Annotated in this window: 15 protein-coding genes; 7 read left to right on the plus strand and 8 right to left on the minus strand. The window is 59.5% G+C overall.

Annotation, left to right across the window (positions count from 1 at the left end; genetic code table 11):
- Nucleotides 1-5: 5 nt before the first annotated feature.
- Nucleotides 6-1,790 (plus strand): radical SAM protein, encoded by a 1,785-nt coding sequence (locus HQL98_13460; GenBank protein MBF0273051.1) that lies wholly within the window; start codon nt 6-8, stop codon nt 1,788-1,790.
- Nucleotides 1,787-3,838, plus strand: coding sequence for a cobalamin-dependent protein (locus HQL98_13465; GenBank protein ID MBF0273052.1), 2,052 nt, complete (start codon nt 1,787-1,789; stop codon nt 3,836-3,838). Before HQL98_13460 ends, HQL98_13465 begins: the two co-directional genes overlap by 4 nt.
- Nucleotides 3,839-3,929: 91 nt before the next feature.
- On the opposite strand, the gene HQL98_13470 is transcribed toward HQL98_13465, so the two are convergent.
- The 5 genes from HQL98_13470 to HQL98_13490 are packed head-to-tail and all read right to left on the minus strand — an operon-like array spanning nt 3,930 to nt 9,430.
- Complete coding sequence (locus HQL98_13470; GenBank protein ID MBF0273053.1) at nt 3,930-4,739, minus strand: hypothetical protein; 810 nt, start codon at nt 4,737-4,739, stop codon at nt 3,930-3,932.
- A gap of 2 nt (nt 4,740-4,741) precedes the next feature.
- Entirely contained in the window at nt 4,742-5,725 is a 984-nt protein-coding gene (locus HQL98_13475) for a hypothetical protein (protein ID MBF0273054.1), read from the minus strand.
- Nucleotides 5,726-5,776: 51 nt separating this feature from the next.
- The gene (locus HQL98_13480) at nt 5,777-6,433 is read right to left on the minus strand and encodes an H-type lectin domain-containing protein (GenBank protein MBF0273055.1); all 657 of its coding nucleotides are present in this window, start codon (nt 6,431-6,433) and stop codon (nt 5,777-5,779) included.
- An 18-nt stretch (nt 6,434-6,451) separates the two neighbouring features.
- The gene (locus HQL98_13485) at nt 6,452-7,291 is read right to left on the minus strand and encodes a fused MFS/spermidine synthase (protein MBF0273056.1); all 840 of its coding nucleotides are present in this window, start codon (nt 7,289-7,291) and stop codon (nt 6,452-6,454) included.
- A gap of 9 nt (nt 7,292-7,300) precedes the next feature.
- The gene (locus HQL98_13490; protein MBF0273057.1) at nt 7,301-9,430 is read right to left on the minus strand and encodes a hypothetical protein; all 2,130 of its coding nucleotides are present in this window, start codon (nt 9,428-9,430) and stop codon (nt 7,301-7,303) included.
- A gap of 17 nt (nt 9,431-9,447) precedes the next feature.
- Between HQL98_13490 and HQL98_13495 the strand changes: the two genes are divergently transcribed.
- A complete protein-coding gene (locus HQL98_13495; GenBank protein ID MBF0273058.1) occupies nt 9,448-11,076 on the plus strand; it encodes a 3-deoxy-7-phosphoheptulonate synthase class II in 1,629 nt (542 codons plus the stop codon).
- A 93-nt stretch (nt 11,077-11,169) separates the two neighbouring features.
- Here the strand turns inward: HQL98_13495 and HQL98_13500 are convergent, their stop codons facing one another.
- The gene (locus tag HQL98_13500; GenBank protein MBF0273059.1) at nt 11,170-11,382 is read right to left on the minus strand and encodes a hypothetical protein; all 213 of its coding nucleotides are present in this window, start codon (nt 11,380-11,382) and stop codon (nt 11,170-11,172) included.
- 497 nt (nt 11,383-11,879) lie between these two features.
- On the opposite strand from HQL98_13500, the gene HQL98_13505 reads away from it, so the two are divergent.
- Nucleotides 11,880-12,557 (plus strand): glutathione S-transferase family protein, encoded by a 678-nt coding sequence (locus tag HQL98_13505; GenBank protein MBF0273060.1) that lies wholly within the window; start codon nt 11,880-11,882, stop codon nt 12,555-12,557.
- Nucleotides 12,558-12,607: 50 nt separating this feature from the next.
- Here the strand turns inward: HQL98_13505 and HQL98_13510 are convergent, their stop codons facing one another.
- Nucleotides 12,608-12,970, minus strand: coding sequence for a metalloregulator ArsR/SmtB family transcription factor (locus HQL98_13510; protein MBF0273061.1), 363 nt, complete (start codon nt 12,968-12,970; stop codon nt 12,608-12,610).
- A 260-nt stretch (nt 12,971-13,230) separates the two neighbouring features.
- Here HQL98_13510 and HQL98_13515 point away from each other — a divergent pair, with 260 nt between their 5' ends.
- Nucleotides 13,231-14,202, plus strand: a complete 972-nt coding sequence (locus HQL98_13515) for an acetyl-CoA carboxylase carboxyltransferase subunit alpha (GenBank protein MBF0273062.1) — start codon at nt 13,231-13,233, stop codon at nt 14,200-14,202.
- A gap of 32 nt (nt 14,203-14,234) precedes the next feature.
- Here HQL98_13515 and HQL98_13520 read toward each other — a convergent pair whose 3' ends face one another.
- Nucleotides 14,235-16,283, minus strand: coding sequence for a TolC family protein (locus HQL98_13520; protein MBF0273063.1), 2,049 nt, complete (start codon nt 16,281-16,283; stop codon nt 14,235-14,237).
- Between HQL98_13520 and HQL98_13525 the strand changes: the two genes are divergently transcribed.
- Together HQL98_13525 and HQL98_13530 are read left to right on the plus strand one after the other, a co-directional pair.
- Nucleotides 16,234-16,581 carry a hypothetical protein gene (locus tag HQL98_13525; protein ID MBF0273064.1) on the plus strand — a complete coding sequence of 116 codons (348 nt, stop codon included), beginning with the start codon at nt 16,234-16,236 and terminating at the stop codon, nt 16,579-16,581. The genes HQL98_13520 and HQL98_13525 overlap by 50 nt on opposite strands.
- A 106-nt stretch (nt 16,582-16,687) precedes the next feature.
- Nucleotides 16,688-22,410: DUF4347 domain-containing protein (locus HQL98_13530; protein ID MBF0273065.1), on the plus strand; the 5,723-nt coding region annotated here is incomplete at its 3' end.

Genomic DNA, 22,410 nt, shown 5'->3' on the forward strand with positions numbered 1-22,410 from the left:
CCCCCATGCCTCCCGATCCGACCGACTTTCTCACCCCCCTGACCGCCCTGCTGGGGCAAAAGCCTTTGGGCAACCGGGAAATTTGTCTGATCGTGCCGCCGTTTCACGACGCGGAGACGATCCAACCCGCCATTGCCAAGGCGCGCCGGTACATGACCCACATTCCCTATGGTCTGCTCTGTCTGGCGGCGGCGGTCCACCAGCATCTCAGCGGCTGGCGGGTGCGCATCGTGGATTTGAACACCGAAAACCTCTTGCAGGCGGTGTTGGAACAACCCCACGGTTATGACCACCTGATGGAGACCATTCCCACCGGTTGCGCCCTGTACGGGGTCTCGTGGATGTTCGTCTCCGCCGAACAACCGGCCCTGGAAATCATGAAACGGCTCAAGGCCCGAGGGGTGTTTCTGGTGGCCGGCGGGGTGCAGGCCTCCTTCGACGCCGAGTCGCTGGTGGAGGGATGGGTGGATCTGGTGGTCAAACGGGAGGCGGAATTCACCCTGGTGCGGCTGCTGGCGTTGTGGGAGTCGGTGCAGACCGGACAACCCTGGGTTCCCCCCACAGGCCCGGACGAGTGGGTCAATCTGGTGTTTCGCCACGAGGGGATCACCCATCGGCTGCCGGAACGGTTTCAGCAACCCCCCACATTGGACATCCGGGAAGAGTATCGCAAGGTGAACCTGCCCGACTATTCCCGGGCCGGAGCGCCGAGTGTCTGGGTGCGGCTGCTGGCGGGAGAAGAGAAACTCTTTGCCAATGTCTTGAATGTGCGGGGATGTCGGGCGCGTTGCACCTTTTGTCAGGTGGCGGAATACAATGGTCGCGGGGTGCGTCCCAGAGGCTTCGAGGATGTGGCGGCGGAAATCGCCTTTTTGTACCACGAGAAGCAGGTGCGGCACATCGAATGGGTGGATGACGACTTTCTCGCCCATCCCGATCAGGCGCTGGCCCTGCTCCAGGCCATCGCCGCCATGGGCCTGCCGGATCTGACCTTTTCGTGCATCAACGCTTTGATGGCCAGCTCCATCGACGCCACCATCGCCCAGGCCCTGGACGACGCCGGATTCCGGCATGTGGGCTTCGGGGTGGAGTCCGGCAGCGTGGCCCGGCTCAAGCAGTTGCGCAAGCCGGTCTCGTTGAGCAAGGTCAAACAGGTGTGCGAACTGCTGAAAACCCGACATCCCCGCATCTGGATCCATGCCAATTTCATGCTGGGCTACCCGGACGAGACCATCGGCGAACTGCTGAACACCTTCGAGTACGCCCGTGGGTTGCAAATCGACTGGTGCGCCTGCACGGTGTTGATTCCGCTGCAAAACACCCCGATTCACAAGGAGCTGTCCGAACGGCAGGATGATCACGCCACCCGACGCCTGGGACAGCGCAACGCCACCTTGGCCAGTCCGGGACGGGATCTGGCCTATCAGAAAAAAAGCTATGACGACAAGTTCGCCAAGGTGATCGATTTTCGCGCCCTGGATCCAACCAGACCGGCCACGCGGGAGGAGATCCAGCAGTTTCACGTCTTTTTCACCGTGTTCGTCAACCTGCTGAACAATGTCAATCTGGGACCGACCGGGCAGCCGGAACGGATGTTGCGCATGACCGAAGACACCCTGCGGGCCTATCCCATGGATCCGGTCTCCTGGATGATTCACGCCGAATGCGCCAAACGGTCCCACGACTGGCCCCGGCATGAGTGGGCCATGGGCAGACACCGTCAGGCTTTGGCCGATTCCCGGTTCTGGCAGGAATTCTTTGAACTTTATGGAGTGGTGCCCTGGTCATGAACGATACGACATCCCCGTTGATCCCGGTCTGGATGGGAGATTTCAGCCATCACAGCAACACCTTCCGCACCTTTCCCCTGGGTGTGGGCACGGTGGCGGCCTATGCCCACCGGGCGTTCAAGACGAGTCACACGTTTCACATTTTCAAGTCCGCCGAGACTTTTTTCCAAACCAGTCTGGAGGCGGCCCCGACCATCGTCGCCATCTCCAGTTATGTCTGGAACGCCAAACTGACCGAAGCCCTGCTGGTGCGTCTGAAACAACGCCATCCCCGAACTGTCGTCATTCTGGGTGGACCCAACTATCCTCTGGAACCGAACAAACAACGGGAATTCTTCCAGACCCGGCCCTGGCTGGATTTTTTTGTGGTGGGAGAAGGAGAAGTCCCCTTCGCCGCGTTGCTGGGACAGTTGATGGCGGCAGACAACGACCCGGAGCGGCTGAAGGCCTCCGGTCAGACGTTGCCGGGATGCCATTATCTGTATCAAGGCCAACTGGTCACCCATCCCACCCCCAAACGGCTGACGGATCTGAACCAGATTCCCTCCCCCTACCTGGACGGCTTGCTGGACCACTTCTTTCCGCAACACTTGAGTCCGTTGCTGCAACTGGCCCGGGGATGTCCCTTCGCCTGCACCTATTGCAGCGAAGGGGATGACTATTACAACAAGATCCGCCACTACGACACCGCCCGCTTTGAAGCCGAATTGCGCTACATCGCGGCACGGATTCCCGACAAGGAGATCACGCTGCATCTGGCGGATTCCAATTTCGGCATGTTTTCCCAGGACGTGGAAGCCTGCGCGGCGATTCGTCGGGTGCAAGACGAGTTCGGCTGGCCGATCCGCATCGACACCTCCCTGGGCAAAAACCGGGTGGAAACCATCTTGAACGCGGTCAAGCAACTCAAATACGGCACGGTCTGGTACAGCGCCGCGTTGCAAAGCACCTCCGAGAACGTGTTGCGCAACATCAAACGGCGCAACATCTCCACCGGACAACTGTTCGCCACCGCCCGGGCCACCAGCGCGTACAACAAAGGCACCAACTCCGAAATCATTCTCAATCTGCCGGGAGACAGTCGCGCCGATCACCTGCATACCGTGCGCGAAATCATCGAAGGGGGCATCTCCCGGATTCGGATGTACACCCTGCTGTTGCTCACCGGCACCGAGATCGAAACCGCAGCCCATCGGCAGCAGTTCGGCTTGAAGACCCGCTTCCGGGTGCTGCCCCGCAACTTCGGTCATTACCAACTGGACGGCGAGCGGGTGCCGATTGCCGAAATCGGCGAAATCATCGTGGAAAGCGACAGCATGGATTACGAGGCTTATCTGTATTGCCGTCTGTTCGATCTATCGGTGGAGGTCTTTTACAACGATCACTATTTCCTGGAAGTGGAAGGACTGCTGGAGCATCTGGGTCTGTCGATGTTCGATTTCGTCCTGGCCTGTCACGATCTGCTGGAGGCGTATCCCCGGGAGTTGCGGGCCATCTACCAGGGATTGCAGGCGTCGATCGAAAAAGAGTTGTGGGAGTCCCAGGAGAAGCTGGAAGCCTTCATCCAGATCCCCGGCAATCTGGAACAGTATGCCGAGGTGGAGCACGAAAACAGTCTGGCCACCAACCGTGCCCTGGCGGTATTCACCTGCGGGGATCAGTTGCACGACATCGCCCGGCGGGGTCTGTTGGCCCTGTTGGAACGGGCCGGACGGCTGGACGAGTCCATGACCCGCTATGTGGAAGAGATGATCCGCTTCAGTTGGCAACGCAAACGGGGCCTGCTGGAGCCGCATCATGTCTATCAAGACGCCTTCGCGTTCGATTTCCAGGCATTGGCCAAGAACGGATTCCACGGCGACCCCCTGGCCTCCCAACGTCCCCAGGAGCGCCGTTACTCCTTCTGGCATGAGCCAGAAGTGGCCTCAGACATCACCCGACTGTATCGACAAGGCCAAACCCCGGTGGCCGGGATTCGCAATATTCTGTTCTACTCCATCGCGGCCAACCCGGCGGATCACTATTATCGCTCTTTCGCCGCCGCCTGACCGCCATCCGCTCCAGAGAGGTTCACGGGTGGGCCGAAGGCCAACCAGCTCACCCGGACCTCTCGGGGTCGCTCCTCGATACACCGTATCGTTACAATTCAAGACGTTTGATGGAAAACGTATCTGCAACAGCTTTGGCATGTTGTTGCAAAGGCTCTGTTTGAGATTGTTTCCAACCTTCCAGCACTTCCCGATAGCTGCATGCCACAAAGACCACTTCGTCATTGCGTACCGCCTGCGAGAACAAGGCCACTTCCTGGCGATGTTCCTCCACCATTCTGACATCTATCGGTCGTTGATCTGGCCACATCATTGGTTCGGCGTACAGATAATAAAGAACTGGACATTTCCCATGATTGCGTCTGCCAGGTTGGACCTCGGTGCGAAGAGCGAAAGCATGTTTGATGAGTTGGGCCGCATCCAAATGTTGGAAGGTCATTGACTGGTTGTTTAAAGAGTCGCGCATGTTTTCGTAACCGGTCATCCGATCCCCCCAAACCAAACGCCAGTAGGCTTCGGCGAAGTGGACGGCAGGATGTGCGCGAAAAGGTTCGTAGCGCTTCGATTCTACGCCGATCAATGCCGAATGGGTGGTGATCAACACATCCAGGCAGGGATGACGTCCACCACTCCAAGGAAACTTCACGATCTGTTCGAGCGCCAGGGTCTGTACGGGCCATCCGCACTCCTGGCAACCCGGCAAGACAGGAAGAAGGTCAGGCTGTTGGAGAAAATAACCGAATGCATTCGCCACCAATGCCGCCGAAGATTCTGGATTCGCGAATTTTCCACTTTGGATTTCGCTGCCTGGTGCCGCATCGTAACAGGCGCGAATCTTCTCTTCGGACACTCCGGGCAACACAATGATGCTGGGTTTTAATCCTTCTGGCTGCGTTTGCATGGCTACACCGATTTGATCCGACCTGTGGACGGATCCCAGGTCGCAAGACGCATGGCTACTCCTCCCGTCCAGTCATGGAACTGACGAATCAGATGTTCCGCAAAGGGTTTGGCTTTTCTTTTGCGACCGGCATGGTGATAAAAATCGTCAGGAGCGATGATACACCCCATGACAGGCAGTTCTGACGGCAAGTGAAGATCAGGATTGCGGAGATGAAACAAAATCTTTGCCGCATCGCTGAGTTGCAGCAATTTAAGTTGCCGCATGTTCTCTACAACGGCATACCATACATGATTCGCCTCGGACTTGACTTCACAGATTGCCAATAGATACTCCGCATCCTTGCGCAGAAGCAAAAAAAGATCGGCTTCCACATTCCCGCGTCGTCCTCCGCCAGGATCCGTGGTTAAAGGCATGGCGTTGATGCCATCAATCACCTGATATCCCAGAAAATTCAGTCTATGGAACTGATCGATCAGGATTTCATGTTCCATTTGATGTTCACCGGGATTCGGTCTGCCGCGATCCCCCCGGCGATATCGATCATCGTCCCGCAGTTGCGGATCGACGCCCCGCTTCCACCCCCCCGGGACAGGTTGATTCCAAAGTTGTCGCAAACTTTCGATACGTTGTTGAGGTTCAGGCAGATCCGATCCAGTATAACTCATCAGATCGTCCCAACGTTGGCGCCACGCCTGAAAAGAATCTGTTGCCTGGACACTATGCGAAGGACTATCCGCAGCCATGGAGCGTTTCACAGGTTCGATTATTCCTTGATAGGTCTCGGCGACATGATGGACAAATTCGTCAAGAGAATGAAAGTTTATTGCTCTTGCTGTCAACTCTCTTTCCAAATTTTCACAGGGTGGCTTCATTCGGATAGTGTAACTGTATTGGCCCAATTGATTCTTCTCAGTACAGACATTGACCGTTTGTGATTTGGCTCCGGTGGCAACTTTTACCTTACGACCACAGATTGTCAACATAAGAGCTCCATTGCTTTACATATATTGCACGACCCATCCGGCGAATCACGATTATCGTTCCTTTTCCTCCGCCTGACCGCCATCCGCTCCAGAGAGGTTCACGGGTGGACCGAAGGCCAGCCAGCTCACCCGGACCTCTCGGGGTCGATCCTCGACGCGGGTGACCAGCAACACGGTGAACCCACCGGCATCCACCTCTTCGGCGCTCACCAGAAACTGGATCTTCTCCTGATTGAAATCAATGCCCACCAGACCCATCATCACCCGGGGAGGCTGAGCAAAGGGTTTGGAAAACGCCACCCGCTGCCGAAACTCCCGGGCGCGGGTGAACAGACTGGCCAGACGCCACTCCTTGTCCTCCTGACGGGCCAAGACACTCCCGCTCTCCAACCGCTCACCGGGAGTCGGCATCAGGGCTTGCAACGCGGTCAAACGGCTCTGTTGTTCCCGCAAGCCGGTTTCCAAAGCCACGACCCGCTCAGCCATCCTCGTCACCTGGGACCGTTCGGCCTCCAGGGTGGCCACGGCGCTCCGCAACCGGTTCCACTCCCCGCCCAGCAGCCAGTCTTGCCAGTTGTTGCGGATGGACTGCCCATCACGCTCCCCGGCACCACTCCCGGCGCCGCCCACAGGCAACCCGCCCCTGAAAACCAGCACCCCGACCAGAATCACTACCAGGGTCAACGACATCCAGAACCAGCGTGCCATGCCCACTCCTTTTTTCCACTACCGCCTCGATGAACCAAACCCCAGCCAACGTTTCCAGCTCTTCGGTTCGCTGATACGCGCCATCTCTTGCAAATAGCCCGGATGGTTGATCCCCAGGCGCGCTTCCAACTCCAACGCCCGGGATTCCAGTTCCCGGCGTTGTTCCCAGGGGATGACGCCGGGACCGGCGAACAGAATTTCATTGTTGAAACCGGGCACGGTCAGACTCCAGGCCGCCTGGGGAAAACGTCGCCGGATCGCCTCGGTGCCCTGATGAAACAAGGCCCCATCCGAACGGATCAGGTTGATCACCAACACCCCGTGAGCCGTCAACCGCTCATGGGCCTGGGCGAATACCGGATCCGCGTACACCCCCCGGGCCATGCCCACCTGATCGAAGGCATCCAACAAAATCAGGTCATAACGCCGCTCGGGACGCGTGCGGCTCATCCGTTCCACGAAAAGGGCGCCATCTTCCACAAACAAGGTCAAGCGGGGATCCGTGGGCACATGGAAGAACTGTCTGGCCAACGGGGGCAACAACGGATCGTTTTCCACCACATCCATATGACAACCGGGAAAATGGTGCAGCAAAAATTTGACCATCGACCCCCCGCCCAGACCGATCATCAACACCCGGAACGGGCGATTCTCGGCCAGAACCTCCAGAAAGAGCAATCCGGCCATCATGCGACGGGTGTAACGCAGTACCAGCAGGTTGGGATCTTCCAGGGACATGCGGCTTTGGGTCAGATGGCTGTCGAAAGCCAGGGTGCGGAAATGACGATCCTCCACCACCTCCACCACCCGACCCCCATGGGGCCGACGATACAGCATGCGTCTGTCCTCGGGGCACATGGCGGTTCCTTATCCTTTGGGTCTGGGCCGACTGGCTCCCACGTGACGCCGGGGCACGAACCGCTGCACCCGTGGGGTCTGCTGACGGGCCTGCCAGCAAGGGTCACACACCGGATGCACATGACGCGGAACCAGAGCCGTGCCGCACACGGAACAGTGACGTTCCAGTTTCTTTTCCCGTTTCAACAAGACGCCGATCTCCCGGTTGATCTCCCGACGGCGGTTTTCCGCCAGTTCCAGATCGGGAAAATGCCGCGGAAACCGGAAATGCAACCAGCAGTACAGACTGACGATGCGCATGGAGGTTTCCAGCAATCCCAGCCGTCCCCCGCCGCCCTCCCGGTCGTCCGGCAGCACCTTGGACAACGGCAGCACCCGATCCCGGGCCACGGTGGCGGTCATGCTCTCGAAAGCCGACACCGCCAAGCTTTCCCGCAAAGGCACCGGGGCCGCGGACAAGGCGAACCGGGTGGACAGATCCAATCCCTTGTGACGATCGGCGATGCGGGCCAGCACGATCTGATCCTCCAGATCCGACAACTCGTAGACCGTCGGATCGGGTTTGACCATCTGGATGAAAATGGAGAACAGTCGGGCCAAAGCGGGATTGCGCTCTCCCCGCAGGGAGGCGATGGCCAGCAGATGATCGAGATTGGGGGCCAGATGGGCCCGACGGATGGAGCGGGGATCGGCGCGAAAGGCGGCGGTAATGCGGTGCATGGGAATCTGGTAGGTGCCGATGAACCCCACCTCGTTCTTGCCGAACCGTCCGGCCCGTCCGGCGATCTGCCGCACCTCCATGGGGGTGAGGGGATGTTCCACCCGGTTGATGAACTTGCTGTCCTGGGCAAACAGAATGGTGCGGATCGGCAGATTCAACCCCATGCCGATGGCGTCGGTGGCCACCAGCAGTCCCGCCTCGCCGCTGGCGAAACGATGGGCCTGCAACCGACGCACCTCCGGGGGCAAGGCGCCATACAGCACCGCCGTGGCCATGCCGGTACGCTGTTCGATTTCGGCCTTCAATCCCAGCACCGCCGAACGGGAAAACACCACGATCGCCGTGCCCGGCTCCAGTTCCCGCACGTTTTTGACCGGCTTTTGCAGCAGTTGCAACGGGGCGAGACGCTCCAGATGGTGGACCTGATACGGATCGCCGGTCAAAGCCAAAAGTTTTTCCACCGCCGGTCGGGCCTCGGGGGCGCCGATGATCTGCAACGCCTCGGCCCGCGCCCCTAAAATCGCCTGGGTCCAGGCCCAACCCCGGTCCGGATCCCCCAGCATCTGGGCCTCGTCGATGACGCACACCTCATAATGGTTGCCCAGGGGCAACATTTCGATGGTGCAGGCGGTATGACGGGCACCCGGGACCATCACCCGCTCCTCCCCGGTGACCATGTTGCAAGGCACCCCCCATTCGTTGAGGGTCTCGGCCACCTCCAACGCCAACAAACGCAACGGCGCCAAATAGATGCCGTTGTCGGCTTCGATCAGGCGTTGCAACGCCTGATAGGTCTTGCCCGAATTGGTCGGCCCCAGAAACAGGGTCACCTGACGCGACTGCTCCCGTGCCGGAAAAAGGGCGTGGAATTCATGAATCCGGGTGATGGCCGTGGTTTCCCGTTGCAGGCGGATTTGATCCAACGCCTTGTGCAACCGGCCAAAATAGTGCCAATAGGGAAACAGGAACAACGCTTCCGGGTTCTGGGTCTCCTCCCGGATGATGGGCCGGTCCGCAGCCCGGGTCTCTTCGTTGACCTCCTCCCCCCCCTCGGCCACCACCGCCTGGAAACGGTGCTCCCGATAGGCGTCGAGGGCCTCCCGCCAGCGGGTGGTCTCCGAAAAAGGCAGCTCCCGTCCCTCGGATCGGGCCAGACGACGGATTTCCCGCCGGGTTTCCAGCAGGTCATCCCGTTGCGCCAGCAGATCCCGCAGAGCCTCTTCCGCATCCAAAGGGGGCTGTTGCGCCAATCCCTCGCGCCAGCGGCTCAATCCGGATGACACCTGCTGCCAGGCATCGATCCAGTCGGTCACGGGATCGGGTCGTTCATGCGCCTCCTCCCCGGCATTCTCCTCCCGGACAGCCGGCTCCGGCGAAAGGATCTCCGGAGCGGCCAGGGACAAGGAATCCGGAACCATCTCTGGCATCAATCCGGATGAATCGGACGGCGTGTCATGTTCCATGGCGGGAGTGGCAAACTCGGTGCAGGGGTTATGAAAACCAAAGCCTCGGAAGGATCGGAAATCTCAATGATGGATTCTCCCCCGATCCGGAGCGAAGCGCAAGAGACCGGAAAGACAAACACCTTTCCCCGTCCGAACCCCGAAGGATTACATTCTTTCCTGTATCTTGGAACCGTTCCTGGCGTAAACTGTCTGTTGACCTTCATGGATTCCCCCTTATTATCCATCACCATCGAGGAAACACCGACGTGTCTGACTGGCATCCCCAATCCTGGAAACAATTCACGGCCCTCCAGCAACCCGATTGGCCCAACGCCCAAACCCTGGAAGAGACCTGCGGCAACCTCTCCCGCTATCCTCCTTTGGTGTTCGCCGGTGAAGTGCGGGCGCTCAAGGAACATCTGGCCAAGGTGTCACGGGGCGAGGCTTTTTTGCTGCAAGGCGGGGATTGCGCCGAATCCTTCAACGATTTCACCGCCAACTCCATCCGCGACAAGCTCAAGGTGCTGTTGCAGATGGCGGTGATCCTCACCCATGGCATCTCCAAGCCGGTGATCAAGGTGGGTCGCATCGCCGGGCAGTACGCCAAGCCCCGCTCCAGCCCCTTTGAAACCCAAAACGGCGTCTCCTTGCCCAGTTTCCGGGGGGAGTCGGTCAACGATCCGGCCTTCACCGAAGAGGCCCGCCTGCCGGATCCCATGCGTCTGGAACGGGCCTATTTCCAGTCCGCCAGCACCTTGAACCTGTTGCGCGCCTTCACCCATGGGGGTTTCGCCAATCTGGGACGGGTCCACACCTGGAATCAGGATTTCGTGGCCAACAGTCCCCAGGGGCAACGCTACGCCCATCTGGCCGACGAACTGAGCAAAACCCTCGATTTCATGCGGGCCATCGGCCTCAACACCCATAACACTCCGGCGTTGCAGGAGGTGGAGTATTTCACCAGTCACGAAGCCTTGATCCTGGAATACGAAACCGCCCTCACCCGGCAGGACTCCCTCACCGGGGACTTTTACGACTGTTCGGCGCATATGATCTGGATCGGCGAACGGACCCGGCAACCGGATGGGGCCCATGTGGAATTTCTGCGTGGGGTCAAGAATCCTTTGGGGGTCAAGATCGGACCCAAGGCGTCGGTGGACGATATCCTGAAATTATGCGACCGGCTCAATCCCGACAACGAACCGGGACGCCTGACCCTGATCGGTCGCTTCGGACACGATCAGATCGCCAAGGCGCTGCCTCCCCTCCTGCGGGGCATCCAGCAGGAGGGTCGGGCCATCGTCTGGAGCTGCGATCCCATGCACGGCAACACCTACACCGCGCCCACGGGCCTGAAAACCCGTGCCCTGGATCACATCCTGAGTGAATTGCAACAGTTCTTTCAAATCCTCCAGTCCGAGAAGGTCTGGCCGGGAGGGGTTCACTTTGAATTGACCGGGGACAACGTGACCGAATGTGTCGGCGGTTCCCACGACATCCGGGAAGAACAGTTGTGCGAACGCTACGAGACCACCTGCGATCCCCGTCTCAATGCGGCCCAAAGCCTGGATGTGGCCTTTCTTGTCGCCGAAGCGATGCGTTCGTTTCCGCAGCAGTGAAACCGGGCCATTCGGGACGAAAAACGATGGTGGGACGCAAACACTTGCCTCCCTTGGGAAACAGTGGCGAGGCCAATTGAGTCGCCTGGAAATTCATGGCTCACCTCCGCCCATGGAAAGGTCCAGACGGGTCCAACCGGTCTGACGCGAAACACCGGACAGACCACGGCCCAGACCAAATGACCACCCGCGAATGGCGGATTCCGGCATGTTCGCATGCCGGACCGTCTCGCGGACAAATCCTTTGGCGATCAGGCCATTGACGAAGGCGCCCTTTTTGGTATCGTGGATTTCAATCGTCGTCATGTCGTTTCTCCTCGTTTTCCATCTTTTTTAAATGGGCTGACCGGATGGCTGTGGCCAGATCAAGCCTTGGTAGTAGAGTCCGCATAGCTCCTGGCCACCCCCCAAGAAGAACAGCGCACCGGGCCAAACCTTTTGGCTTTACGACCCGATGACGGGGCATGGTGCGTCAATTTCTCATAAGGTTGCACACCACCTGTGTGGGGTGCGTTTGGTTCCGGTCTGGCCGTTGACTGATGCCCTGAGAGCATGCAAGCCATTTGCCAACATGCATTAATTGTTGCTCCATTGTCGATCAATTTTACTTAACCAATATAAATCAATTCAATAGAGCAACACAGCTCCACCTGCCCGCTCCCTGACACAACCGGGTGAAACCATGACATGTCAAAAAACAAGCGCAGCGGGATGGCTGTACCGACACCTCCAACCGGACTATAATCCCGCAGCTTGACGCCTTCTTCGTTCACCCCCACCTTGCCGACGGAAAAGACCACACCATGGAACCCGAACTGTTTCTTTTTGACTTCTGCCCCTATTGCCAGCGGGTGAGCATCGCGGTTGCGCACCTGTCGATTGCCCATCAGGCGGTGGCCATGGGGGCCGGTGATCGTCCCTCCTGGTTCGGGGAGGTCTCCCCCCAGAAAACCGTTCCCGCCATGCGGGTCGGATCGGTGAGTCTGTTCGACTCGTCGGTGATCACGGAATATCTCAACGAGTGGGCCCAGGGGGGCATGCTGCCCGCCGATCCGCTGGAACGGGGGGTATGCCGTTCCTGGATCGGTCAGGCCGGTCACTGCCAGGGATTGTTCACCCAGATGTGCATGGGAGTCGGTCAGGAGGGATTTGAAACCGCCCGCAACGGGTTGATCACCGCCTTGGAAACTTTTGAAATCGGTCCTTTGGCCCAGGGCATGAACGGCTTCAATGGGCCAACATTGTCCCTGGTGGACGTGGCCATGGCCCCGCTTTTCACCCGGATTGCCCATGTGGAGCGATTTCATCCCATTCTGCCGGCCATCGGACTGGAACGGTTGCGGGCATGGTCGGCGCGACTGCTGGCCGAACCCGTGGTCATCGGCTCGATCCCGCAGAATTTTCCCATGTTTTTTCAGCGGTTTCTCAAGAACAAGGCGGCTGGCGGATATCTGACGGCACGACTCGACTCCCAGGGTTGAAACCGGAAGCCCAAAGCGGACAAAAAAAATGGGGGCGGAAAGCGGGCGTTTCAGATGGAAAAATGATTGCCCGAACACCGGTTGGGACGATCCGGCATCTCCCGCAACCGCTCCCGGTCTTCCGTGTGCAGCCGGGAGCCTTGCAGCCCGGTGGCCAAAGCCCGAATCAGGGTGATGGCCCACGGGGGCAACTCCGGATGCAACCGGTAATAGACCCATTGCCCGGCCCGCCGGTCCAAAACCACATGATGTTCCCGCAACGTCCCCAGATGGCGGGAGATCTTGGGTTGCACCTCGGACAGGGCATGTCCGAATTCACAGACACACAGCTCGGTTTCGGCCAACAGCAGCATCACGCACCGCAACCGGGTTTCGTCCACCAGGGATTTCAGCAGAATTTCGGGAGTCACCATCACGCACCTCATATCTCAAAAGGCGAATATATCGGATTCCGCCCTCACCCGTCAATTGCCTTCCGGCATGCCACCCACAGTTGACCCATCCGTGGGGCGTGGTGCCCAGGTTTCCGGAAGCGCCACCAGCGGATCATGACCATACCTCCATCCATCGTGCGCCAACCATGGTCAAGCCCCACCCATTCGTGGCATAATTTTGGATCGATCAGCTCTTCATCTTCACTCCCAAACCGACACGCAGCGGGCCGGAAACCACCATGTCTCAAACCTTTCTCGAATTTGAACGCCCCATCGGGGAGTTGATGTCCAAAATCGACGATCTGCGCCGTCTTTCAAACAGCTCGGATATCAACATCTCCCAGGAAATCGCACGCCTGGAACAAGAGACCATTCATCTGACCGAACGGATCTTCACCAAGCTCACCCCCTGGCAAAAAACCCTGCTCTCCCGTCATCCGGATCGTCCGTTCACCACCGACTATCTGGAATCGGTCTTCAGCGGCTTCACGGAACTCCACGGGGACCGGGTTTTCGGGGATGACGAATCGATCATCGGCGGATTGGCCACCATTGATAGCATCGACGTGATGGTGATCGGCCAGGAAAAAGGCCGGGGCACCAAAGACAAGGTACGTCGCAACTTCGGCATGCCCAAACCCGAAGGCTATCGCAAGGCGTTGCGCTTGATGAAACTGGCGGAAAAATTCAAGCTGCCGGTCATCTGCCTCATCGACACCCCTGGCGCCTATCCGGGCAAAGGGGCCGAAGAACGGGGCCAGGCCGAAGCCATCGCCCGCAACCTCAAAGAGATGGCCGCACTCCAGGTGCCCATTCTCAGCGTGATCATCGGTGAAGGGGGTTCCGGCGGGGCATTGGCGTTGGGGATGGGCAATCGGGTGTTGATGATGCAGTACGCCACCTATTCGGTCATCTCCCCGGAAGGGTGCGCCTCCATCCTGTGGAAAGATTCCACCAAAGCGGAACTGGCCTCCGAGGCCCTACGCCTGACCGCCCCGGATATCCTGGAACTCAAGGTGATCGACGAGATCATCCCGGAACCCATCGGCGGCGCCCATCGCAACCCGGAAGAGACCGCGAATCTGCTCAAACGTCACATCATTCACCACCTGCGGGATCTGCGCAAGAAAACGGCCCGGATCCTGATCAAGGAACGGTTCGACAAATTCATGGCCATGGGGGTGATCCAGGAGGCCAGTGGAATCCTCTGACCCTGGATCCAACCTTCAAGGTTCTGCCTTCATCACCACTTTCCAGAATCCGTGACCCCGTGGCCCGATCCCTTGGGACGGGTCATCGGACTCATCGCGGGTAATGACATGGCGGTCTTTTCCACACCTGGATCCGGCGGCCAGATCACCGCCGCCCCTTTCTGGACCGACGGCGCAACCGGGGTCACCCCGGGCTTGACCGGAGGATGCACCAGAGCCTTGACCGGCGCGACCGTCAACGCCTTGGAGGGCGGTCCGGGTGGCAACTGGTGGGGAAAAACCGTCAATCCCTTGGAAGAAACCGCCGTGATTGCCTTCATCGGCACGGCTGTCACCGCCTTGGACGGCACAGAAGCCGCGGCTTTGGCAGAAACCGGGGTGGCGGCTTTCGGTACGGCTCCGGTGGCGGCTTTCGGCGCGGCTCCGGTGGCGGCTTTCGGCGCGGCTCCGGTGGCGGCTTTCGGCGCAACTCCTTTGGGTGGAAGCGCCGTCATCCCCTGCGGAGAGAGAACCACCACCGGTTTTTCCGGGTTGTCCGCGGCCTTCTCCTGAACCAGATCCCCCAGAGGCAGGGGGGTCATGGTCTTGGCATCGATGAAGGGCAACGGATTCCGGCTCGAAAACACCCGTTGCTGCCACTGCCCGTCATTTTCCCGCAACGCACGGGTCAGCTTGGCAATCTCCCGCTCCACCCCCTCTTCCCCGCCCAGAGGATCCCACCCGAGGGTGGCGTACAGACGCCCCAACGCACTTTGATAACGGGCGAAACTCTCGTATTGCTGCACCCGTCCCAACGCCCCGGAAGCCGCCGTGTGAACAAAAGTCAACTGGCTGTCCAGACCCAGACTGCCCCGGTTGGCGGAATGCTCCTGCAATCGCTTGCGGGTGTCGTTCTCTTCCCGAATGCGCCGCAAACCATCCGACGCGGCCCGGTATTCGTGATAGGCGATTCGGGTCTGTCCCAATACCGCCATGTGCATCACCAGACGACGCATCTGGATCACCTTCTCGCGGCTTTCGGAAAGATCCATCTGACGGGAACCGGTCAGACTGCGCAACAGGTTCCAGCTCAACCGGGCGCCGGCCTGGGCCCAGTGCTGATACACCAGCAACGCGCTGGAGTCGTAATTCTGCCCCACATCGAACTCCAAACCGGGAAACAGCCGCGCAATCGCCTTGCGGGTCTCATCGGCCTCGATGCGGGCCTGATACTGCTCGATGCGCAATTCAGGCCGGAAAATCAAGGCCCAGCGCTCCAACTCCTCAATGGGCGTGGTCAATTCCAAAGGATCGGCCATGACCGAACTGTCGTCCACCAACCGATAGGGGGTTCCCGGCTCCAGATGGATCAGAGTGGCCAACTCCTCCTTGGCCATGGCCAGTTCGGAGCGGGATTTTTCCAGTTGCCGGGTGATCTCCAGCAAGCCCAATTGGAACTGCAACGCCTGCACCGGAGAACGCAACTTTTCGTGCTCCACCTTGCGGGCCAGTTCGATGGCCTGATCGGCGGACTTCTGAATGGCGCCGATCTCTTGTTCCAGGGACTGGGCCGCCACCGCCTTCCAGAAGGCGAACCGCACATCCTTGATCAGATTGTGGGCCGCCTTGCGCCGCTGTTCGATCTGGATCAGACTGCGGTTACCCTCCTGGCGCGCCTGGAAATAACTGACTCCAAAATCCAACAGGTTCCAACTCATGGTGAAATCCGCCGTCCCGGTCGCCGACTCCCGGGAAAAGGATGGCTCAGTGGAAACCAGACCCGTGACCAGGGATTGACTCACCGAGGCGTTGTCCTGAGATCGGGCGGAATATCCAGCCGCCACCGTCAACCTGGGCAGCATCTCCAGACGCGCCACATCCTCTTGTTTCCAGGCAAGCACCTCCTCCTGACGCCGAAGCCGCAGGTCCAGATTGAACTTGATGGCGCGGGCCATGGCTTCGTGCAGGGTCAAAGGACCGGTCAGCTTCTCCTGATCCTTGAACAAAAGCGCCTGGTCCTCCTGCACGAGCTTTTCTTGATCAAAGGCGGTGATGGCGGAAGTCACCACCGAACAGCCCGCCAGCGCCAGCGCCGTCAACACGCCGGTCACCACCCCCACTGTCGCGGGCGGCGTGATCCAAGGTTTTGGATGGGCTGAAGATGCGCTCAAGGTAATTGACCCTGGTTTCCGGTTCGAGAAAATCCACGACGAACGACTAGCACGATTCATGCCGCTTCCTTGTGAAACAACCATCCCGCCCGTGACGGGAATCCAGGCATGCCATGATTTTTTACAATTGCGCTTCAGCCATGATTTTCAAGATATTATTCAATCACACTTACGTCAATATGTAAAAAATAGTGACACACGTTCGTTTCGCACAATTGTAACCGATTGAATACAAACCAATATTTTTTTACTGGCCTCTTGGCGCACAGATTGCTAAATTGTTAATAAAACAACAAAAACGAAAGTTCATCCATCCCGACACGGGAGCGCGCACAATGAAATTCTGGCCCTGGATCCGCGATCTTTTCTCCAAACAACCCACCCAGGACGAACCGAACCGGAAACCTGCCCAGATCCCGCAAACCCGGCCCTGGCGATCACGACTCGCCTTGCGACTGGAACGCCGTTTGATGTTCGACGCCGCCGGCGTACTCACCGCCCTGGCGGCACTGCATCACGACTCCCACGGGGCGGACGGCCACGATGCCACCCACGATGGGGATCACTCCGCTTTCCCCCCGCCGGAACCGGAAGCTCCGCCCGCCTCGCCCCGGTCGATGATCTTCATCGATTCCACGGTGGACCATTACCAGACTCTGCTGCATGACCTCCCGACCGATGCCCAGGTGGTACTGCTGAATCCCAACCTGGATGGGGTGGAACAAATCCGTACCGCCCTGGCGGGCCATGCGGGCATCGAGGCGGTGCATATCGTCTCCCATGGCAGCCCCGGCTATCTGGCTTTGGGAAACTCGGAACTCGATGTGGTCAACCTGGAAGACCATGCCAACACCTTGCAGGAGTGGGGCAACTCCCTGTCGGAAAACGCCGATATCCTGATCTATGGCTGTGATGTGGGCGCGGGCATGACCGGTGGCGCTTTTGTCTCCCGCCTCTCCCAACTGACCGGAGCCGACGTGGCCGCCTCCAACGACCTCACAGGGGCGGCGGAGCGGGGTGGAAACTGGACTCTGGAAACCGTTAATGGAGTTATCGATACTCAGGTATTCCCGTCAGAGGCGGCCCGATTGGAATTCCATGGCATTCTCCCCTCGGCCAACCCGGTGATCTCCAACCTCAACGGCGATACCCTGGCCTATTCCGAAGGCAGCGGCGCCCTGGTGATCGATCAAGGTGGCAACGTCACCGTGAGCGACCCGGACTCCGCGGACTTCAATGGCGGCACCCTCACCGTCGCCATCACCGTCAACCGGGATGCCACCGAAGACCTGCTCGCCATCCGCAACCAGGGCACGGGAGTGGGCCAAATCGGTGTGGCCGGGGCCAATGTCACCTACGAAGGCACGGTCATCGGCACCTTTGCCGGAGGCAGCGGCACCAATAATCTGCTGGTTTCTCTCAATGCCAACGCCAATACCACCTCGGTTTCGGCCCTGTTGAAAAACATCACCTACGCCAACAGCGACACCATCAATCCCACCACATCTCCCCGCACCATCACTTTCGGTCTCACCGATGGGGATGGGGGAACGTCCGTCACCGCCTCCACCAGCGCCGCGGTCTCCCGGGTCAACGACGCCCCCACCATCGCCGGTGGAGCCACCCTGAACTATACCGAAAACAACGCCGCCACCGTGATCGACCCCACCATCACCCTGGCCGACGTGGACGACACCAACCTGGAAAGCGCGGTCATCACCATCAACGCCAACTATCAAAGCGGCGCCGACCAGTTGGTCTTCACCAATACCGCCAACATCACCGGCGCCTGGAACGCCGCCAGCGGCATCCTCACCCTCACGGGCACCGACACCATCGCCAACTACCAGGCGGCGTTGCGCTCCGTCAAATACCAAAACACCAGCGACGCCCCCACCACCACCGCCCGCACCATCTCTTTTCAGGTCAACGACGGCTCGGCCAACAGCACCACCTCCACCGCTTCGGTCAACATCACCGCTGTCAACGATGCCCCGGTGTTGAGCGGTACCCAGTTGTTCGCGCCTCCGATTCTGCGCTCCGAAACCACCAATACCGGCGCCACCATCGGCAGTCTGTTCGTCGCCACCGACATTACCGATCCGGATCCCACCCCCCTGGAAGGGGTCGCCATCTATGCCCGTTCCAACAATGGTGTGGGCAATTGGCAATATCGCGTCAATGGCGGAGCCTGGATCAATCTGCCGGGAGGACTCAATTCCGCCAACGCGCTGTTGCTGAAAGCCAGTGACGAAATCCGCTTTGTCCCCGACAACACCGATGGCGGACAACCCACCCTCTCTTTTTATGCCTGGGATCAGACCTCCGGCGTGGCCGGCACCCAGGTCAACGCCAATACCCGGGGCACCACCACCGCCTTCAGCACCGCCAGCGGCACCATCAACGGCACGGTCAACGCCGCTCCGGTCCTGGACATCTCCGGAAGCCCAATTCTGCCCACCATCACCGAAGACCAACTCACCAATACCGGTCAAACGGTCAGCGCCCTGCTCGGCGCCTCCCAAACCGATATCGACTCCGGAGCCCAGCAAGGAATCGCCATCCGCAGCGTCACCACGGATAACGGCACCTGGCAATACTCCACCAATGGGGGCACAAGCTGGTCGAACTTCGGGACCATCTCCTCCACCCAATCCCTGCTGCTCCGACCCACCGACCGGGTTCGATTCGTCCCGGATGGGGCCAATCCCCCCAACGATCTGGCCCCCGGCAGCCTGAACTTCACCTTTGTGTCCTGGGACCGCACCGGACGCTCCTCCACCTGGACCGCAGGCGGCAAGGTTTCCACCATCTCCCGAGGCTCTTCGACCCCCTTTTCCGCCAATATCGAAACCGTCGGCATCACCGTCACCGATCTCAACGACGCCCCGGTGCTGGCAGCCGCCAATCCGGCCCTGCCCGACATCATGTATACCGAAACCACCAACGCCGGGGTATCGGTCTCCACGCTGGTCGGATCCTCCATCAGTGACGTGGACGCGGTCACCACCCCCCTGGAAGGCATCGCCATCCACACGCTCAACAATGGCACCGGCGGCGGCTATTGGGAGTACTCCACCGACAACGGCACCAACTGGACCTCCGCTGGCACCGTCAGCACCGTGCAGGCGTTGCTGCTGAGACCCCAGGACAAAATCCGCTTTCAACCCGGCACCCTCAATTTCACCGACAATGCCAGCTTCGGCTTTTACGCCTGGGACCAGACCCAGAATCTGGGCCAACAAGGCACCAAAACCAACGTCACCACCCGAGGCACCACCACCGCGTTCAGCACCGCCGGGGATACGGCCACCATCCACATCAACGTCGCCCCCACCCTGGACCCCTCCGCCAACCCCACCCTGCCCACCATCACCGAAGACGACACCACCAATGCCGGCGCCACCGTCTCCACCCTGTTGGGCACCGCCAACGACATCGATGTCGGCGCCGCCCAGGGCATCGCCCTGTATGGCCTGAACAGCGGCAATGGCACTTGGCAATACAATACCGGCAGTGGCTGGACCAATGTGGGCACCGTCAATCAGACCTCCGCCTTGTTGTTGCGCTCCACCGACTCGATCCGGTTCGTTCCCAACGCCATCAAAGGCACCACACCCGACATCTCCTTTTACGCCTGGGACCAGACCACCGGAACCTTTGGCACCAAGGTGGATGTCTCGACCCGTGGCACCACCACCGCTTTCAGCGTCACCGGTGACACCGCTTCCATCTCCGTCACCGAGGTCAACGATGTCCCCACCTTGACCGTCACCGCCACCACCTTGACCGTCAGCGAAGGCAGCGCACCCACCGCCATCAACAACACCCTGACCCTGGCGGATATCGACGATCTCAATCTCGCCGGCGCCACGGTGCGCATTACAAGCAATCTGGTCTCCAGCGAGGATTTGCTTTCCTTTGTGAACCAGTCGGGTATCGTCGGATCCTGGAATGGGGCCACCGGAACCCTGACCTTGACCGGGACCGCCACCAAAGCCCAATATCAAACCGCGTTGCGTTCCATCACCTATCAAAACACCAACGGCGACAATCCCAATACCGCCACCCGCACCGTCACCTTCACCATCACCGACGGCAATTCCGACGCCACCGGATTCGGCGCCTTGACTGCCACCGGTGCGCGTCCCATCGCCATCACCCCGATCAACGACGCCCCGACCCTCTCCACCACCGGCACCGCTCTGAGCGTCACCGAAGGCGATGGACCCACCTTGCTGGATAATGGTCTCACCCTCGCCGATGTGGACGATACCCAACTCACCGCAGCCACCATCCAGATCACGAGCAACTATCGTTCGGGGGAGGATGTTCTCGTCTTCGCCAATCAGGCCGGGATTACCGGTTCCTGGAACGCCGCCCTGGGGAAATTGACTCTCACCGGCGCGGCAACCCGCAGTGACTATCAAACCGCTCTGCGCTCCATCACCTATCAAAACGTCAACACCGCCAACCCGGATATCAACACGCGTACCGTCACCTTCACGATCACGGATGCCAATTCCGGCGGCGCTGGCAGCGGATCCCTCACCGCATCCGCAACCCGAAGCATCACCCCGATCGCCGTCAACGACGCCCCAACCGCCACCGCCAACGCAACGGCTTTGAACTATTCAGAAAACGATGGAGCCGTCTCAGTGGATCCGTCCATCACCTTGACCGATGTGGACGATACCAACATCGCCGGAGTGTCGATCCAGATCGTCGGAAATTATCGGTCCAATCAGGACCAACTCGCCTTCGTCAATCTGCCCGGCATCACCGGTGCCTGGAACGGACTCACCGGCACCCTCACCTTGAGCGGCACGGCCAGCAAAGCCGACTATCAAACTGCCCTGCGCTCCATCACCTATCAAAACAGCTCGGATGATCCGGACACAAACACCCGCACCATCCGCTTCACCATCACCGATACCAACTCCAACGGTCAGGGAAGCGGCGCGCAAAGCGTCAGCATCCAGCGCGACATCCACCTGACCCCCATCAATGACGCACCAACCCTCACCGGCTCCGTCCTGCCCCTCTCCTACACGGAAAGCAGCGCCGCGACCCCCGTGGACACGGCCCTCTCCCTCGCGGACGTGGACGATACCCTGATCAATGGCGCCACGGTCCAGATCACCGGTCATTATCTATCCAGTGAAGATATGCTCGCCTTCACGAATCAATCCGGCATCACCGGTTCCTGGAACGCCACCACCGGCCTTCTGACCTTAAGCGGTCAGGCCTCCAAGGCCGATTATCAAACCGCCTTGCGCTCCATCACCTACCAAAACACCAACAACGACAACCCGAGTGTCACCATGAGAACCGTCACCTTCTCGGTCACGGACTCCAATTCCAATGGCACAGGATCAGGGGCGCTCACCCACAGCGCCAGCCGCAACATCATCATGACCGCCATCAACGACGCCCCCAACATGACCACCCATACCCCGCTTGCCTACTCGGAAGGAGAAACGGCCAAAGCCGTGGATACGGGCTTAAGTCTGTCCGATGTGGATGACGACACCATCGTGGGTGGCATGGTCCAGATTACGGGAAACTACCTAGCCTCTGAAGACTCACTGACGTTCATCAACCAATCGGGAATTACCGGAATCTGGAATCCGGCCACAGGCACCCTGGTACTCTCCGGGACCACCACCAAAGCCAACTATGAAACGGCCCTGCGCACCATCACCTATCACAATACCAACACCGACTCTCCCAGTACCGCCACACGCACCATTACCTTCTCGGTCACGGATGGCAACTCCAATGGGGTGGGAGATGGCGCCATCACCACACAAGCCAGTCGCTCCATCGTCGTTTCCGCCATCAACGACGCACCCGGGGTCTCTACTTCCGCCGCTCCCCTGGCCTATACCGAAAGCGACGCCGCCACGCCGGTGGATGCCTCCCTCTCTTTGTCCGATGTGGATGATGCCTTCATCAGTGGGGCCACGGTTCAGATCACCGGCCATTATCTCTCTGGAGAAGATGTGCTGTCGTTTGTCGATCAATCCGGCATCTCCGGCTCCTGGAACGCCACCAC

The organism is Magnetococcales bacterium (assembly GCA_015231755.1).
GTDB lineage: Bacteria > Pseudomonadota > Magnetococcia > Magnetococcales > Magnetaquicoccaceae > Magnetaquiglobus.